This window comes from Rathayibacter iranicus NCPPB 2253 = VKM Ac-1602, assembly GCF_003149025.1.
In the GTDB taxonomy this organism is placed as follows: Bacteria; Actinomycetota; Actinomycetes; order Actinomycetales; family Microbacteriaceae; genus Rathayibacter; species Rathayibacter iranicus.
In genome coordinates, this window is record NZ_QGDV01000001.1 from 24944 (window position 1) to 42060 (window position 17117).

Consider the following 17117-nt stretch of genomic DNA (forward strand, 5'->3'; position numbering starts at 1 on the left):
GCGTACGCAACGGTCGCGACCCGGTGGCCTGCGCCACGGGTCATTGGTCACTATCGGCGACCATCTGCTGGAGCGCCTGCAGGTGGCCTTTCGTCGCCCCCCGTCCCTCGGGTGTCAGCGCCACCCAGGATCGGGGCCGCGGTACTCCGGTCTCTCGGGTCATCGACACGTAGCCGGCCTCGACCAAAATCTTGACCTGCCGACTCAGTGCCGACTCGCTCATGCCGAGCGCCTCCCGCATGACCGAGAAGGCGACCTCATCGTTGGGAAAAAGAAAGGCGCAAATGCGTATTCGCTGTTCGGGGTGGATGACCGAATCGAAGCGCACGCGCGTCATCGCGCTGACGGGTCGACAGCCAGAGCCGATCTTCGCGAGCGTCCGACCTGCCAGGTGCACAATGCGGTCACGATACCCAGCGCCACTGCCGCCACAAGCACGTAGGTCGTCTCGCCTGTCGTCTTCAGAAGAAAAAGCGAGGCTGCGCACAGCGCGGCCGACACGAGGACGAAAGCGACCGTCACCATGCGCGTGCCGGGGGCGAAATAGCTCTTGACGGGCGATGCTCCCGTGCTTCGCCGGGCAAGCTGCTCCAGCGCGAGGGGCGCGATGATTCCTCCTAAGACGACGCCGGTAATGGTCAGCCACGGCACGGCGAACGATGCCAACGCCACTGCAAGAGACAGCCCCAGGCCGATGGGGTACCACGCGGGCCGAATCCCAGCCTGGGCGCCTTGTCGGGCTGCTTCTAAGGCTTCGCGGAGAGCTTCTTTACTTACGTGCGGACCGTGGTCGTTCATGACTCCTCCTCGTTGCGTATCTCCGACATCATTTCACACTTGCGCAGTATGCAAGTGTGAAATGGCGCATGCGGCCCACGACGCGGTGCGACTCCCTGCGAGACGTGCTCGGGGCCAGCAAGGATGGCTGGAGCATCTCACTTAGCGAGCGGCACGCAGGGACTGTGTGTCCGTAGCGCGTGCGAAGACCGGCGCAGACTGCAACTCGCGTCGGCAGGACACGGCCTGGAGCGGATCCCGGAATTGGCTCAGGGGGAGACGGTGCGGGCGAACGACCGCAGCCGTCATCCCCGATCGCACCCGTCCACATCTGGCAGTCCTCAGGCGCTGGGCCCTTCACGACACGGCACCAGAGCCGCTCGGCCGTCACAGCGACAGCCCGCGGCGGTGTGCATCCTTCTCAACCAGGGAACGGCGGATTACTCGAGTCTAGGTGTCGAAGCGGGCCTGCAGGCCCTGAAGCTGGGTGTCGATCGTGGCGTCCGAGTAGACGCTGGCGTTGCGGATCCTATCGACGGGGACGAGGCCGCCCGGTGCAGCGCACGTGGCGAGCCTGCCGAGTGGGCCCGCAAGATCCTCGTCAGCAGCTTGGTCGACTCAAGGAGTGAAGGAGTCAGGGAGGGCTCGCTGCTGGCTCGCGCGATGAGCGACGTCATCCACGATGTACCGGTGGCGAGGGAGGAGTTGCTCGACGGGGTACGTGCGACTAAGGAGCGCTGCACCCTCCTCGGCAGTCGTGTACCCGGCCACGTTGTAGAGAGTCGCGGCGTCGGAGAGATCCCGCTCGCCCCGCGCTGCATGGAGTTTCATTGCAAGGAGGTACTGGGGTGACGCGACTTGGACGAGGAGGGACTCGGAGTCGAAGACTGTTCGTGCATCCTCGTCCTGTCCGGGGAGGAATCCCTTTGCGGCGTCGTTAATCCAGTCCGCTTCAAGACCGTGAAGCTCGCCGAGTTCTGCGGCGATCTCACGGACCGCCGAAGTCGGGGCGAACGCGGCATCGACGTCGCGCGTCACCCGCTTCCCGTCGTACTCGAGTGCCATCGCGGCGCCACCAACGACGAACAGTTGCGCCTGCTGGCCGCGATCTTCCAGGCGGTCAGAGAGTTCTTGGAAGAGCGCACGGAGCTGAGCCGCGTCGAGCGGCCCGTCTCCAATCATGCTCGAGCCAAAGAGCGTCCTGTGATCAGAATTCCACGCTCACGGAAAGCTCGGGGGCTGTCCCGCTCGGCCTCTTCGCGGAAGATGCTGGGCACATCGGGGTACCACGATGCGACGCGACGTGCCGGATCGAGAGTCCACGCCGGCGGCTCCCAGCGGTCACGCTCGGCCAAATGGTCAGCCAGAGCCGCGAAAGCCGCGTCGAGTTCGCGGGCGCCTGTGGGGGAAGGTGTGTCCGAAAAGACCACCGACCCGAGAACGGGGCCTCCGCGCTTGAACGTCGACGTGTAGTCATCGAGGGTCTGCAGGATCCCGAATCTCCAACCGACGTCCAGCGGCTCGCCCTCGGCAATGAGCTGCGCTGCATGACGGGCGTTGCCGGCCGCGCTGTGCACGATGCGCAGAGTGGGAACTTCGTTGCGCGGAGCGGGCTGATCGTCTGGAAGCTCAAGCAGGGCGGCGACCGACAGCACCTGACCTCTAAATTTCATTTCGACCCCTCCTCAGATTTAGCCTAGACCGGTCCGCGGTGGAGCGCAGGGAATTGTTCTTCCCCGAGCACCCGCACCCGATCGGGGAAAGCGAGGTCCGGCCAGACTCCGAGCAGAAGACCACGGTTCAGGCGCGACCTGATCGCGCGCGCTGCCCTCGGAGAGGACCGCCTGGTACGCCTTCACCACACCACCCGGTGAATCGATATCCATGGTGGGCTCCGGCCCCAGTAGAGGTGGTGAGAGAGTTCCAGAACACCGCCCGCGGGGCACACCAGCTCGTCGAGGGACCCTGGAGCGTCGTAGGGCTTCACGGTGTGGAAGAACACCGTCGCCGACCGACTCCTACAGCCCCTGTGCCAGCCGGTAGTACGCCGCGTTCGAGCGGATGTCCGCCTCGAACCCGCGGAGGGTGGTCGACTCGTCGATGACCAACAGCTCGACGCCGGCGATGCGGGCGAAGTCCTCCCACGCCTCCAGGCCGATCTGCGTGGTCATCACTGTGTGGTGCGCGGCGCCGGCGGTGATCCAGGCGGCGGCGCTGGTGCCGAAGTCCGGCGCGGGTTTCCACACGGCGCGGCCGACGGGCAGGTGCGGGAGCGTCTGAGGCGGCTCGACGGTCTCGACCGCGTTCGCGACCAGGCGGAAGCGCTCGCGGACGTCGCTGAGGGCTACGACCACGGCGGGGCCCGCGTCGGCAGTGAAGACCAGCCGCACCGGGTCCTCGCGGCCGCCGATCCCCAGCGGGTGGATCTCGAGCGAGGCGCGCTGGGACGAGAGTGACGGCGAGACCTCGAGCATGTGCGCGCCGAGGATGAGCTCTTCGCCGGGCGTCATGTCGTAGGTGTAGTCCTCCATCAGGCTGGTACCGCCGGGCAGGCCGGCGCCCATGACGGCGGCGATGCGGATGAGCACCGCCGTCTTCCAGTCGCCCTCTCCGCCGAAGCCGTAGCCGTCGGCCATCAGACGCTGCACGGCGAGGCCGGGGAGCTGACGCAGCCCGCCGAGGTCCTCGAAACTGTCGGTGAACGCTTCAAAGCCGCCCTCCTCCAGGAACGAGCGCAGGCCGATCTCGACCGCGGCGCCGTAGCGGAGCGACTCGTGGCGCTCGCCGCCGGGAAGCAACCCCGGCACCACGTCGTAGCTCTCGACATACTCGGCGACGAGCGCGTCGATATCGGCGGCGGACGCGGCGTCCACGCGCTCGACCAGCTCGTTCACGCCCCAGGTATTCACGCTCACGCCGAGGCGGATCTCAGCCTCCGTCTTGTCGCCCTCGGTGACGGCGACGTTGCGCATGTTGTCACCAAAACGGGCCACCTTCATGCTCTGCGAGGCCGACCAGCCGGCCGCCGCGCGCGACCAGATGCCGATCGACTCGGTGACGCGGGCGTCGCTCGCATGGCCGACGACGGTCTTCCGGGGCACGCTCATCCGGCTGAGGATGTAGCCGTGTTCGCGGTCGCCGTGCGCGGCCTGGTTGAGGTTCATGAAGTCGAAGTCGATGTCCTGCCACGGCAGGGCGACGTTCGCCTGGGTGTGGAAGTGCAGCAGCGGCTTGGCGAGCGCGTCGAAGCCGTGGATCCACATCTTCGAGGGGCTGAACGTGTGCATCCAGGTGATGACGCCCACCACGGAGTCGTCGGAGTTGGCCTCGATCATGGTGCGGCGGATCGCGTCGGAACTCTTCAGCACCGGCTTCCACTCAATCGTGACCGGGATCGAGTTCGACTCGTTCAGCTGCGCGACGACGGCCTGCGACTGCTCAGCGACCTGGCGGAGGGTGTCCTCGCCATAGAGGTCCTGGCTGCCGGTGAGGAACCAGACGGTGCGGGTGGCGAGGTCGGGGATGATGCTGCGGCTCATGCGATAGCTCCGGTGGGGTTTTGTCCGTAGACGTTCTGGTAGCGGTCGAACAGGGCGTCGATCGACTCCTGCGGGATCGGGACGAGTTCGCCGCCCTGCCGCGCGAGGTGCACGGTGCGCGCGACGTCCTCGGCCATCACGGCCGCCTTCACGGCGTCCTTCGCGTCTTTGCCGATGGTGAAGACTCCGTGGTTCTGCATCAGGACCGCGCGAGAGCGGTGCCCGGCGAGCGTTGAGACGATGCCGCGGCCAATGGAGTCGTCGCCGATGATCGCGAACGGGCCGACCGGGATGTCGCCGCCGAACTCGTCCGCCATCGCCGTGATGACGCAGGGGATCGGCTCGGCGCGGGCCGCCCAGGCGGTCGCATAGGTGGAGTGGGTGTGCACGACTCCGCCGACCTCGGGCATCTCGCGGTACACATAGGCGTGCGCCGCGGTGTCGCTCGAGGGGCTGCGGTCGCTGCCGGGGGTGCCGGGGACGACGGTCCCGTCGAGGTCGCAGAGGATCATGGTCGAGGGCGCGAGGTCGTCGTACGAGACGCCGCTGGGCTTGATCACGAACAGGTCGGCGCCGGGCACGCGGCCCGAGATGTTGCCGCCGGTCCAGATCACCAGGCCGTAGCGGACGAGCTCGGCGTGCAGGCGTGCGACGTCCTCGCGGACGCGGGCGATCGCCTCCTCGACGGCGGGAATCTGGCTGGTCATGCGGTGGCTCCCTGGGTGTCGGTGAGGGTGTCGGTGAGGGTCTCGACGGCGGTCTGCTCGACGGCGAGGCCGGCGCGGTAGCGCTCGAGGTAGGCGGAGAAGCCGGCGACGTCGTCGGCGTCGGGCGCGACGGTCTCGAAGCCGGCGTCACCGAAGACGTGAGCGGTCAAGTATTCGTCCAGCGCGACTGCGTTCTGCGGGCGGGAGGCGGTGAGGCGGTAGGCGGCCAGCACGGCCATGCCCCACGGGCCGCCCTCGGACGCGGTCGCGGCGACCGACACGGGCGCGTCGAGTGCGCCCGCGAGGAAGCGCTGCGCGACTCCTGCGGTGCGGAACATGCCGCCGTGTGCGAACATCGCGTCGATCCGGACGCCCTCGCCGGCCAGGACGCGCATGCCCAGCGCGAGCGTGCCGAACACGCCGTAGAGCTGCGCGCGCATGAAATTGGCGAGAGTGAGGCGGGAGTCGGGGGTACGCACGACGAGCGGGCGGCCCTCGACCAACCCGGCGATGGGCTCGCCCGCGAGGTGGTTGTAGGCGAGCAGTCCGCCCGCGTCGGCCTCGCCTTCGAGCGCTTCGGCGAAGAGGGTGCCGTAGACGGCGTCACTCTCGGCGGGACCGCCCGAGGCGGCGGCGAACCGCGAGAACAGACCGACCCAGGCGGCCAGCTCGCTGGCTCCGTTGTTGCAGTGCACCATCGCGACGAGGTCGCCGGCGGGCGTGGCGACCAGGTCGAGTTCGTGGTGCACGCTCCCCAGCGGCCCCTCGAGCACGACCATCGCGAAGATGCTGGTTCCCGCGCTGACGTTGCCGGTGCGCGGGGCGACGGAGTTGGTGGCGACCATGCCGGTGCCAGCGTCGCCCTCGGGCGGGCAGAGCGGGGCGCCTGGCTGGAGGGATCCGGTCGGGTCGAGCAGCAGCGCGCCCTCGGCGGTGAGCGAGCCGGCGTCGGCGCCGGCGGGAAGTACGGTCGGCAGCAGTTCGCGCAGCGGCTTCACGGCGCCGGCGGCGCGCTCGTCGTAGCGGTCGATGACGCGCTGGTCGTAGTCGCGGGTCGTCGGATCGGTCGGAACCATCCCGGAGGCGTCGCCGACTCCGAGGACCTTCTCGCCGGTGAGGCGCCAGTGCACGTAGCCGGCGAGGGTGGTGAGGAAGTCGATCCGCTCGACGTGCGGCTCGGAGTCGAGGACCGCCTGGTGCAGGTGCGCGAGCGACCAGCGCAGCGGGATGTTCACGCCGAAGAGCTCGGTGAGTTCGGCCGAGGCGGGGCCGGTGCTGGTGTTGCGCCAGGTGCGGAAGGGGACGAGCGGTAATCCGTCGGCCTCGAAGGGGAGGTAGCCGTGCATCATTGCCGAGACGCCGAGCGCTCCGACCGAGGTGAGTGGCACGCCGTGCCGCTTCTGCGCGTCCGCGACGAGGTCGGCGTAGGCGGCCTGGAGGCCGGCGTGGACGGCGTCGAGGGAGTAGGTCCAGCGGCGGTCGACGAACTGGTTCTCCCACTCGTGGCTGCCGACGGCCAGAACGACGGAGGGGTCTGCCGCGTCGACCAGGCACGCCTTGATCCGGGTGGAGCCGAGTTCGATGCCGAGGGCGGTGGCGCCACTCCTGATCGCGTCGGCTGGCCTGCGCTGGTCCATCATGCTCCTCGCTCAAGCCATGTGACCGTTCACAAAGCCCGATCCAGCGTAAGCGAAGGACCCACCATCGGCAACCGGCCTCATCCCGCGACTGGCGGTCGATCGGTCACGGGCGGCCCGTTTGACCGGTGCGGCGGAGGGATGTCGTCAGCTGCGCGGTGTCCGCGTGGATGCGCGCGTCACCAGCACAGGGGGCACCGGGCTGTCGACCGCGGCCGTCTCGCCGCGGAGTTCCGCCAGCACGACGCCGATCGTGCGGCGGCCGACCTCGGCGAAGTCCTGCCGGATCGTGGTGAGCGGCGGGTGATAGTGCGCGGCTTCCGGCACATCGTCGAATCCCACCACGCTCAGGTCCTCGGGCACGCGCAGGCCCCGGTCGGCGCACGCGTGGAGGAGCCCGAGCGCCATCTGGTCGTTCCCGGCGAACACCGCGGTCAGGTCGGGCACCGCGTCCAGGAGCCGCAGTCCGACGCGGTAGCCGGACTCGGCGCTCCAGTCGCCCTCGACCACGGCCGCCGGTGCGAGGCCGGCCGCGCTCATCCCCGTCTTGAAGCCGTCGATCCGAGCCTGCGCCTCCACCCAGTGCTGAGGACCCGCGAGGTGCGCAATGCGCGAGTGGCCAAGGCCGACAAGGTGCTCGGTGGCGAGCCGGGCGCCTGCGGCCTGATCGACGAGGAGCAGGGCATCGGCTCCCCGGCCCGTCGCGCCGAGCGTCACCGAGGGGACGCCGATGGCGAGGTTCTTGATCGCCGCCAGCGCACGCTCCTGCGGGGCGAGGATGATGATCGCCTCGACCGACTCCCTTTGCAGGTGTGCGAGGCCGCCGGCAAGCGACTCCGCGTCCGGCGCCGCGTTGACCACGGGCACGCGATAGCCCGCATCGCGTGCCGCCTGCTCGATTGCGGCCATCGCGGTAGCGGTCCCATAGAAGCTGTGGCTCTCGGCAGCGAGAATCCCGATCAGTCCGGAGCGGCTCGTCGCGAGCGCGCGGGCGGCTGGGCTGGGCCGAAAGCCAAGGTCCTCGATCGCCGCGAGCACGCGCTCCCTCGTGTGGGCCCGCAACTGCTGGCTGTCGTTCAGCACCCGCGAGACTGTCTGATACGACACTCCGGCCCGCTCCGCGACGTCACGGATCGTCGGGGCGCGGTCGGTCATGTGGTCACCGTAGCGGCGTCCCGGCCCGGTCCGCCTCCAGGGCCTCGTCACACGCGACCAGTGAAACTACTCCTCACCAGCTCAAACACGACTGTGACGAGGCCCTAGGCGTGGACGGAGTCGTGGGGTCACCGACCGCTCCCAGTGCTGCACCCGGCGAAGAACGCTTTGCGGAGGTGGCTCGCTGTGCATAGTGTTCACTAACAAAGTCCGATATCGGAGACCCGATAGGACGTATAGGGATAATCCCCGGTGGGTACCTACGAGATCTCTCACAAATTTTTCATCTTGCGCAAACGTTCTTCCACGAGAGAAAGTCAAAGTAAAACCTGATGTTCGGAAACGCAAACCTTCTCCTTACGGTAGTCATTCTCGTCGTTGTTTTTGCTGTCGTCATCGGCGCCGTGTGCTATGTCGCAAAACTGCTGATGAATCGACGCCTGTCGAAGAGGAAGACCCGAGACAATCTGAGTGAATAATCAGTTGAGGTATCGCCGAGGTTTGTGGCAGCGTAAGCCTCAGAAGGTAATCGGTTGACCGTCCGGAGGAGATAATTATGCACCGTGCAGCCTTAGTGAGACGAGCGCGCCGTGGTCTTGTAGAACTGACAGCTTTCACCTGCGTCACCTTTGGGTCGGTCGCAGCCGCCGACGAAGCTCCCATCGACCAGCTAACTGCCGCGCAAGTCGCCACCGTCAGGGTGAGTATGGCGGATGTCGGCATACCCGCAGACTCACAGAATGATCTGCTCGCGACCCTGAGCAGGGGGCATACGATTGAATCCCAGATCAGTTCATCCATCCCGGTTTCGACGTTCCAGGAACAGCGTGCTGGATTCACCCGGTACGTCAGCGTTTTCAGCGATGGCTCGCGACGATGGACTGAACGGCAGAACCCGACACCGAAGGCTGAGTTCTCAACACAGGCTATCGACCCGCAGAGCAGCGAATGCAGCTTCAGTGAGGGATGGTACAACAACTGTAAGATCGAAATCAATGATGTCGTCAGCAATGCCTCCTTCCGCATCGACTATACGACGGATAAGGTCCGAGATTACCGGGGGGCTGGTTGCAACAATTCGCTAGGGAGTTGCTCCGTCTCTGGAGGAATTAACCGCGAGACCGCCGGGCCGGATGGACCCGCCTGGGCCGAAATGCATTTCGAAGCGTCCGTTGGGCCGATCGCGAACGTCGCGAACGGCGCATTTGGCATTCGCGTACAGGACTCGTCCGAATCACTTTACGGTTCCTGAACCCAGGGCCTCGTCACGGTTGTGGTGAGGTTGTCGTAGGTGAGGTTGCTGATCGGGGTTTTTATGGATTGACACGCCGAGCGTGAGGGGTGTCGGGGCAGGCGTGGCGTTCGCGGTAAGGACGAAAGTTCTCACGCTCACGATCCGCGCGAAACGACCACGCCTGACATGCCTCTTTTCCTGTCATGTCCGTGTCCGCGGAGCCGAATTGTGAGGGTTGTGTCCGCCCTCGGTTGCTGGAACTACTCATGACGGTCCCTGATCCGCGGCAGCGCCGCGCTGTCCGGCATTGCGTGGACTCGCTTCTTGCGGTCGGGATCGCGGGGTCGCGATCGTTCGCGAACGATCGGAGAATGGGTCCAGGACGCGGCCGGTGACACTCTCGAGATACTTAGCATCGCGGCGGGACGCCGACCGTCCGAGCCCTCGATTTGGCCGCGCAGATCCGAGGACACTGGGGCATCGAGAACTGGCTGCACTGGGTTCGCGACGTCACTGACGACGAGGACCACTCCGAGATCCGCACCGGCCAGGCGCCCCGCGTCATGGCCACGATCAGATCGCCCGCCATCGGGCTCCTCCGCCTCGCCGGCCACACCGATATCCCTCACGCCCACCGATACCATGCCAGAGCTCCCGAACGCCCAGCGAAACTACTCCTCACCAGCTCAAACACGACTGTGAGCAGGCCCTGGGTCAGGGCCTGCTCAGCGGGATGACCTGCTGACTTAGAGTTCGATCCAGGATGTTCCCACCCGGTCGAACGTGAGCCACGTCTTTTCGGGGGCGGTCCGATTCCTGCCGCCGTGCAGCACGAGGATATCGGAGTGGACGAGGTCGACATGCTGGCCCCACCCCACGACGAGCCGAAGTTGCTGACCGGCATAGGCGTCGAGGAAGTCTTCGTAGACACCAGTCATCAGGGTGCCAGCGCTTCGTCCGAAGACGGAGGGCGGGTTGCCCTGCGATCCGGTCAGCTGCGCGGCGAGGTCGACGAAGATCGAATCGACTTCGAGCCTGTCGTTCAAACGTTTTTCGACTGAGGCCTCGTACCGGGTCGGTGTGGGCGCCTGTCCATAGACCGGCCGGTATCCGGTGAGCATGTTGCGCCGGGTGCGGTCGCCACCAGCGAGGGTGACCAGCACGCCGGGCACGCGCTGCCCGTCCGCCGCGGGTGGTGGGTAGAAGATGATCGGTCTCGAGACGCTGGCACTGCTGCCCCGGAACCGGAAGAGATCGTTGCGCAGGCCCTCCGCCGCAGTGATCGTGGAGGCGCGGCCGTTGCCGAACTTGTCGTTGACGGAGGCGGCGAGTGCGAAGCGACCCCCGTCGATGATGACGTTGTCGCCCATGTCGATCGAGGGCGCCTCGTCGCCGACATTCGCGCATCCGGAGAAGTCACAGGCGGTGAACGACGAGTTCGCCCCGCGGAACCACCGCGCTCCAGCGCCATCGGGAGTGGTGAAGTGGCAGCCGGCGAACGACACTGCCGTGTGCGTACGCCAGGCGGAGTCCGCTGCGAAGACGTTCTTCTGCGGTGTCGAGTCGTCTCCGTAGTAGGAACGTTCCTCGACCGAGACGAAGGGAGGCTGCTGCACCTTGAAGACGTTGGAATTCGGATTGGACTTGTTGTTGTAGTACGAGCCGACGAACGTGCTCCCGTGGAAGCCGATCTCGAGGACGGATCCTCTGCCGCCGGTTCCATCGACGCCGCCGAGGACGACCGGCGACGTGCGGGACGGCGCCGACTGTTCGAACTTGCAGGCAAAGAAGTCGATATGGCGGGCCTCGCCATCGATGAGCAGGAGCAACGGGCAGAACTCAATGTGGATGCCGGTCAGACGCAGGGCGTTGGGATTGTCGGCCCGCGCGGCCTCAGCCGAGCCGGTGATGGTGAGCCCGTACCTCTTCGCGGAGACTTCGTCGCTGTCGCGTCCGCACCAGAGGATCTGCACGTTCGAGAACGCGCAATCCATCGTCCCGACGAGGGACATACCGCCGAGGGTGAGCAGGCTGATCCAGACGCGATCCATCGTGAACTGCTGGCAGTGCTCGATGAGGATCCCGAGACGCTGAATCGAATTAAGGTTCGCGCTGGGGCTGGTGTACGCCTGGATACGCAGGCCGATGATGGAGACCTTTTTGAGGAGATTCTGCGCCCGCCCGCCCTCTCGGGAACCCACCCGAATGACCGGTTCGGGAACAGGGGCCGGCCCAGAGACGGATTGGTAGGTCTCTCCCGCTGACTTCTTCACGACGAAGACGACGCCCTCGGCCTGGATGGTGACGTTCAAGAACCACGATGCGGATCCAGAACGATCTGCCTCGCGTTCTGAGGCGCTCCCGATATCGCTCCAGACGACGGAGAGGTCCCAGTGGTCGATGTAGTAGACGCCCGGTGGGATTCGCACAATCTGGCCGCCGCGGCTCTCCTCGCGCTGTCGGCGCAGAACCTCCTGCCACGTTTCGGCGAAGGCCTTGTTGTTCGTAGCGAAGTTGGCGTCTTCGTAGCCGCGAGCACCGAGGACATGGATCACGCCGGGGTCGATCGGATCCTCCCGCCACGACCCTCCGCCGCTCGTCTCTGCGGAGGCCGAGGGGGCAGCTGCGAAGACCGCCGCGGCGCTGAGACCGCCGGCGGCGAGGACGTTCCGCCGGCTGCTGACGTGAGGTTCATGGGGAAGCATTGCGCCAGCGTAGGGACGCCTTTCGCTGCCCGAGCGCTCGATCTCATCTTCAAATGGGGAATGACGCGCGCCGAGGATGAGGTGGCGCACCGGAGCCCCCAGCGAGACCGGAGGGGCCGGGGTGTCACGGATCCTGCCACCGTCCACCGTCAGGCCGGGACTCCTGCTACCGTTTGCTGGCTCCCGCGCAAGAAACGGGCGCTCCCCGCTTACCCTTCACGAAAGCCGTCATGCCGCTGCGTCGCACCCGCTCCCTCGTCCTCCCCGCCGCCGTCGCGGCCGCCGCGCTCCTGCTCAGCGGCTGCACCGCCGAGTCGCCCAGCTCCTCGAGCACGCCGGTCGACGGGGGCACCCTGACCTACGCATCCGGTGACGCTGAACCCACCTGCCTCGACCCGCACGTCGGCGGCAATTATCCGCAGGCGTTGCTCGCCACGCAGGTACTGGAGTCGCTGGTGTCGCGCAACGCGGAGGGCACCATCACGCCGTGGCTGGCTCAGTCGTGGACCGTCTCGGACGACGCTCTCAGCTACGACTTCACCCTCCGCGAGGGTCTGACTTTCACCGATGGCACGCCGCTGGACGCCGAGGCCGTAGCCGCGAACATCGCGCACCTCCAGGACCCGGCGACCAAGTCGTCCACCGGCTACCTCGCCGTCGCAAAGGTCGCCTCCGTCACCGCCGTCTCGCCCACTGTTGCCCGCTTCACCCTCAGTGCTCCCGATAGTGCGCTGCTCGAGTCGCTCGCCCAGCCGTGGACGGCGATCGAATCGCCCGCCGGCATTGCCCGCGGCGAGGCAGTGAACTGCGAGGCACCGGTCGGCACCGGCCCCTTCACCGTCTCGGAGTGGGTCAAGCAGGACCACGTGACCCTGACCCGCAATGAGGCCTACGACGCGTCGGCCGGACCCACCGGTGACGGACATGCGGGCCCCGCACACCTCGCGAGCATCACCTGGCGCTTCATCCCCGACTCCGCCACCCGCTACTCCGCACTACAGGCGGGCGAGGTCGACGTGATCGACAACGCTCAGCCCGACACGCTCAAAGCCGCGGCCGGCACGTCCGACCTGGTTGAACTCGACGCGCCGCGCCCCGGCTCGGTCAACCGCCTCGAACTCAACTCGGGCCAGGCGCCGTTCACCGATGAGTCCGTGCGGGAGGCGTTTATTCGCGGAGTCGGCGTGAACGATGCGATCGACTCGCTGTTCTTCGGTACCGCCGCGCGGTCCTACTCTCCGCTGTCGAGCCGCGAGGCAACCGCCTACTCCGACGCTGCCCGCTTCAAGGACGCTGGCTCCGACTCCGAGGTCACCGCCGCCGAGACACTGCTCGACGCGGCCGGCTGGGTCGACTCGAACGGTGACGGTATCCGCGAGAAGGACGGGAAGCCCCTGACCCTGCGTTTCCCTGTCAGCACCAACCAGTCGATCCCCGCAGAGCAGTCGTTATTCGAGCAGGTCCAGGCCTCGGCGAAGGTGCTCGGGTTCGACGTGCAGATCAGTCTTCTCGACCTTTCGAGCTGGTACACCGCGCTCGGCTCGAACGAGTACGAGTTGGTGAGCGCGCCGTACACGAAGGTCGGGCCCGACGTGCTGCGGATCCTGTACTCGTCGTCGGGGATCACTCCCGCGCCGAGCGGCTACTTCGCCAACCACGCGCAGGTCGACGATCCGGCCCTCGACGCCCTGCTCGACCAGGCGGATGCGACGACCGACGAAGCGGCCCGCGCCGACCTCTACCAGCAGGCCCAGCGGATCGTCCTCGAGGGCTACTGGATCCTGCCGCTCTACGACCAGCAGAACCACTACCTCCACCGCTCGTCCGTGCAGGGCCTCGTGGCGCTCGACACGGTGTCGACGCCCTGGTTCGCGAACGCCTGGGCCTGACCCTGCGGCGAGGTCTGGTGAGGTCGGCGCGGCGCGTTACCCGATCAGCACGGCCCCTCATGCTGATCGGGGCAGCCGTCGGCACCACAGTAGAGAGGAGATGTGTCCATGATCCGTCGCACGCTCCTCCGCCTCGGCGGCGCGCTGGTCGTGCTCTGGGCTGTCGCGACCGCCGTCTTCTTCCTCATCCGACTCGTCCCCGGCGATCCCGCGCAGGCGATACTCGGCGGTCCCGGCTCGCAGGCGTCTCCTGAGGCGCTCGCCGCAGTCCGGGAGCAGTACGGCCTCGACCGGCCGCTCCTCGTCCAGTACCTCGTGCAACTCGGTCGGCTCGCCCGCGGCGATCTCGGCATGTCTTATTCCCTCCGCACTCCCGTCGCGCAACTGCTCGGCGAGCAGCTGCCGGGGACTCTCCTCCTCGCCGCCCTCGCCCTGAGCGTCGCCTGGCTCCTCGCGCTTGCCACCGCCCTGTGGTCGACGCGGGGTGGTCGCCTCGCTGCCGCGATCGGGTCCGGCCTCGAACTCACGGCCGCCGCCCTGCCGCACTTCTGGCTCGCGACCGTGCTGATCGCCGTCTTCGCGACGGCGCTGCGCTGGCTGCCCCCGGTCAGCACCAACGCCCCGGCCGGGCTGGTGCTGCCGACGCTCACTCTCGCGATACCGCTCGCGGGGTTCCTCGGGCAGGTGATGCGTCGCTCCCTCCTCGACGCCCTGGAATCGCCGTTCGTGCTCGCCGCCCGGGCGCGGGGCGAGGGGGAACTCGGGATCCGTCTGCGCCACGCCCTGCGGCACGCCGTGTTGCCGGGCGTCTCGCTCTCGGGCTGGGCGTTCGGCTACCTGATCGGCGGGGCGGTCGTGGTCGAGACGATCTTCGCTCGCCCGGGCCTCGGCCGCACCCTGCTCGCCGCGGTGACCGTGCGCGATGTGCCCGTGGTGACCGGAGTGGTTCTGGTGACGGCGCTTGCGTACATCGTCATCACGCTCGCCACTGACGTCCTGACCCGCGTGATCGACCCGCGGCTTGCCCGGCGGGAGGCGGTCGCGTGAGCGAACTCGAGCTGCGCGCTGCCCGTCCGCTGCGTCGGGGTGCCGCGCGAGTCCGCGCCGCCGAGGTCCTGGCGCTGGTCTTCGTCGCCCTCCTTCTGTTCGCCGCCGTCGCGCCCGGACTGCTGGCCCCCGCCGATCCGCTCGCTGTCGCCCCCCGCGACGCCTTCGCACCGCCGTCCGCCGCCCACCTCCTCGGCACCGACGAGTCCGGCCGCGACGTGCTGAGTCGGCTGATCTCGGGTGCCGGTGCCTCCCTCCTCATCGGCGTGAGCGCCACGGCCATCGGGCTCGTGCTGGGCGCTCTGCTCGGCGTGATCGCGGCGTTCGGCGGTCGTGCCGTCGACGCCGTGATCGGCCGTGTCCTCGAAGTGCTGTTCGCCTTCCCTGCCCTGCTGCTTGCGCTGCTCGTGATTGTCGTCACGGGTCCCGGAGTCGTCCCCGCGACGATCGCGGTCGGTCTCTCGACCGCGCCGGGGTACGCCCGCATCCTGCGCACGCAGCTCCTCGGCATCCGCGACTCCGGATACGTCGAAGCGGCACGCGTGCTCGGGCACCCGCCGGCCCGCATCCTGCTGCGCCACGTGCTGCCGAACACTTTCGGGCCGCTCGCCGTGCTGGCGACGCTCGGCATCGGCCAGGCGATCGTGTGGGCGTCGGCGCTCAGCTATCTCGGCCTCGGTGCCGAGCCGCCCGCTCCGGAGTGGGGTGCGATGCTCTCGGCGGGTCGTACCTATCTCGCGAGCGCCTGGTGGCTGACGGTGTTCCCAGGCCTGGCAATCGTGCTGACCACGATCGCGACGACGGTGCTCGGCGGGCGACTGCGGGGTGCGCGGTGAGCACGGCCGTCATTGAGGGCCTGCGGATCGCGTTCGACGGGGTCGAGGTGGTGCACGGAGTCTCGTTCCGCATCGAGCCGGGGGAGTGCGTGGCGATCGTCGGCGAGTCGGGGTCGGGCAAGAGCGTCACCGCCCGAGCACTGCTGGGGTTGAGCGGAGGAGCGGTGACCGGCAGTGTGCGGGTGGGCGGCACCGAGGTGATCGGTGCCGGCGAGCGCGCCCTGCGTCGCCTGCGCGGAGGCGACGTCGGCTTCGTCCCCCAGGACGCCCTGCTCTCGCTCGATCCACTCCGGCCCATCGGTCGCGAGATCGGCGACGTGTTTCGCCTACATGGCCAGCTACCTGCGAGCGAGCGCGCCCGGCGCACGGCGGAGGCGCTTTCGAGCGTCGGCATGCCCGACCCGGTCGAGCGGATGCGCGAGCGCTCCGGCGACCTGTCCGGCGGACTCCGCCAGCGCGCCCTGCTCGCCGCGGCCGTCGCCCTCGATCCGCCGCTGCTGGTCGCCGACGAGCCGACCACCGCGCTCGATGTGACCGTGCAGGCGCGCGTGCTCGAACTGTTCGCCGAGCAGAAGGCCCGGGGCCGCGCCCTGCTGCTGGTCTCGCACGACCTCGCCGTGGTCGCGGGGCTCGCCGACCGCATCCTCGTGCTGGCCGACGGTCGCGTGATGGAGGAGGGGCCCGCGGCCGAGGTGCTGCGCGCGCCCCGCAGCGCCGAGGCTCGCGCGCTGGTGGCCGCCGTCCCGGCCGGTCGGCCGCGCGGATCGCGGCTGACGGACTCCTGTGCCCCGGTGCTCCCGCCCGAGGCGGCCGGCGAGGTGGTGGTCGCCGCCCGCGGCCTCGTCGCCCGCTTCCCGCTGCCCGGTGGAGGCGTCAGGACCGCGGTGAACGGTGTCGATCTGGAGCTGCGGCGCGGCGAAACCGTGGGCCTCGTCGGTGAGTCCGGATCAGGCAAAAGCACGGTGGCTCGGCTTCTTCTGGCGCTGCGGCGACCCGACGCTGGGGCCGTCGAGCTCTTCGGCGAGCCGTGGTCATCGGCGACGGAGCGCGCGCGCCGCTCTAGCCGCTTCCGCATCGGAGCCGTCTACCAGGACAGCCTCTCGTCGTTCGACCCGCGCTGGAGCGTCGGCCGCCTCCTCCGCGACGCGGGCGCCGACTCGGTGCCGTCGCTGCTCACGAGCGTCGGGCTCGATCCTGCGCTGGAGCGACGCTCGCCGCGCACCCTCTCGGGCGGCCAGCGTCAGCGAGTCTCCATCGCCCGGGCGCTCGCCACCCGCCCCGACGTGCTGATCTGCGACGAGCCGGTGTCGGCCCTCGATGTGTCGGTGCAGGCGCAGATCCTCGATCTGCTCGATGACCTCCAGCGTCGCCACGGCCTCGCGCTGCTGCTGATCTCGCACGATCTCGGAGTGATCGCGCACATGAGCGACCGCATTGCGGTGATGCGGGAGGGCCGCGTGGTCGAGTCGGGGCCGGCCGCGTCGCTCCTCGCCGCTCCGCAGGAGGAGTACACGCGGAGCCTGCTTGCGGCGGCCCCGCGGCTCGCGCGCTGAGCGCTCTGACGCTGACACTTGAATCCGCCGGACCACAA

At 68.2% G+C, this 17117-nt stretch carries 14 protein-coding genes; 5 read left to right on the forward strand and 9 right to left on the reverse strand.

Annotation, left to right across the window (positions count from 1 at the left end):
- Positions 1-40 precede the first annotated feature (40 nt).
- From B0H03_RS00145 to B0H03_RS00185, 8 genes are all read right to left on the reverse strand, one after another.
- Positions 41-337, reverse strand: a complete 297-nt coding sequence (locus B0H03_RS00145; protein WP_104266114.1) for a transcriptional regulator — start codon at positions 335-337, stop codon at positions 41-43.
- Positions 334-798, reverse strand: a complete 465-nt coding sequence (locus B0H03_RS00150; RefSeq protein ID WP_109714828.1) for a hypothetical protein — start codon at positions 796-798, stop codon at positions 334-336. The genes B0H03_RS00145 and B0H03_RS00150 overlap by 4 nt, the downstream gene beginning before the upstream one ends.
- A 597-nt stretch (positions 799-1395) precedes the next feature.
- Positions 1396-1959, reverse strand: coding sequence for a DUF6036 family nucleotidyltransferase (locus tag B0H03_RS00160; protein ID WP_104266117.1), 564 nt, complete (start codon positions 1957-1959; stop codon positions 1396-1398).
- Positions 1956-2450 carry a hypothetical protein gene (locus B0H03_RS00165; protein ID WP_104266118.1) on the reverse strand — a complete coding sequence of 165 codons (495 nt, stop codon included), beginning with the start codon at positions 2448-2450 and terminating at the stop codon, positions 1956-1958. Before B0H03_RS00165 ends, B0H03_RS00160 begins: the two co-directional genes overlap by 4 nt.
- A 345-nt stretch (positions 2451-2795) precedes the next feature.
- Entirely contained in the window at positions 2796-4316 is a 1521-nt protein-coding gene (gene araA / locus B0H03_RS00170; RefSeq protein WP_104266119.1) for an L-arabinose isomerase, read from the reverse strand.
- Entirely contained in the window at positions 4313-5023 is a 711-nt protein-coding gene (locus tag B0H03_RS00175; protein ID WP_104266120.1) for an L-ribulose-5-phosphate 4-epimerase, read from the reverse strand. Before B0H03_RS00175 ends, araA begins: the two co-directional genes overlap by 4 nt.
- Positions 5020-6663 carry a xylulokinase gene (locus tag B0H03_RS00180; protein ID WP_104266121.1) on the reverse strand — a complete coding sequence of 548 codons (1644 nt, stop codon included), beginning with the start codon at positions 6661-6663 and terminating at the stop codon, positions 5020-5022. The genes B0H03_RS00175 and B0H03_RS00180 overlap by 4 nt, the downstream gene beginning before the upstream one ends.
- A 144-nt stretch (positions 6664-6807) precedes the next feature.
- Complete coding sequence (locus B0H03_RS00185) at positions 6808-7815, reverse strand: LacI family DNA-binding transcriptional regulator (RefSeq protein WP_104266122.1); 1008 nt, start codon at positions 7813-7815, stop codon at positions 6808-6810.
- Between the two features lie 556 nt (positions 7816-8371).
- Here B0H03_RS00185 and B0H03_RS16060 point away from each other — a divergent pair.
- On the forward strand, positions 8372-9067 hold the full coding sequence (locus tag B0H03_RS16060; protein ID WP_127844062.1) for a hypothetical protein: 696 nt from the start codon (positions 8372-8374) through the stop codon (positions 9065-9067).
- Positions 9068-9795: 728 nt separating this feature from the next.
- On the opposite strand, the gene B0H03_RS00195 is transcribed toward B0H03_RS16060, so the two are convergent.
- On the reverse strand, positions 9796-11754 hold the full coding sequence (locus tag B0H03_RS00195) for a hypothetical protein (RefSeq protein WP_127844063.1): 1959 nt from the start codon (positions 11752-11754) through the stop codon (positions 9796-9798).
- Positions 11755-11984: 230 nt separating this feature from the next.
- Here B0H03_RS00195 and B0H03_RS00200 point away from each other — a divergent pair, with 230 nt between their 5' ends.
- The 4 genes from B0H03_RS00200 (at position 11985) to B0H03_RS00215 (ending at position 17079) form a co-directional block, all read left to right on the forward strand.
- On the forward strand, positions 11985-13643 hold the full coding sequence (locus B0H03_RS00200; RefSeq protein WP_104266125.1) for an ABC transporter substrate-binding protein: 1659 nt from the start codon (positions 11985-11987) through the stop codon (positions 13641-13643).
- Between the two features lie 108 nt (positions 13644-13751).
- Positions 13752-14690, forward strand: coding sequence for an ABC transporter permease (locus tag B0H03_RS00205; protein WP_104266126.1), 939 nt, complete (start codon positions 13752-13754; stop codon positions 14688-14690).
- Positions 14687-15526, forward strand: coding sequence for an ABC transporter permease (locus tag B0H03_RS00210; protein WP_104266127.1), 840 nt, complete (start codon positions 14687-14689; stop codon positions 15524-15526). Before B0H03_RS00205 ends, B0H03_RS00210 begins: the two co-directional genes overlap by 4 nt.
- Complete coding sequence (locus B0H03_RS00215; RefSeq protein WP_104266128.1) at positions 15523-17079, forward strand: ATP-binding cassette domain-containing protein; 1557 nt, start codon at positions 15523-15525, stop codon at positions 17077-17079. Before B0H03_RS00210 ends, B0H03_RS00215 begins: the two co-directional genes overlap by 4 nt.
- Positions 17080-17117 lie beyond the last annotated feature (38 nt).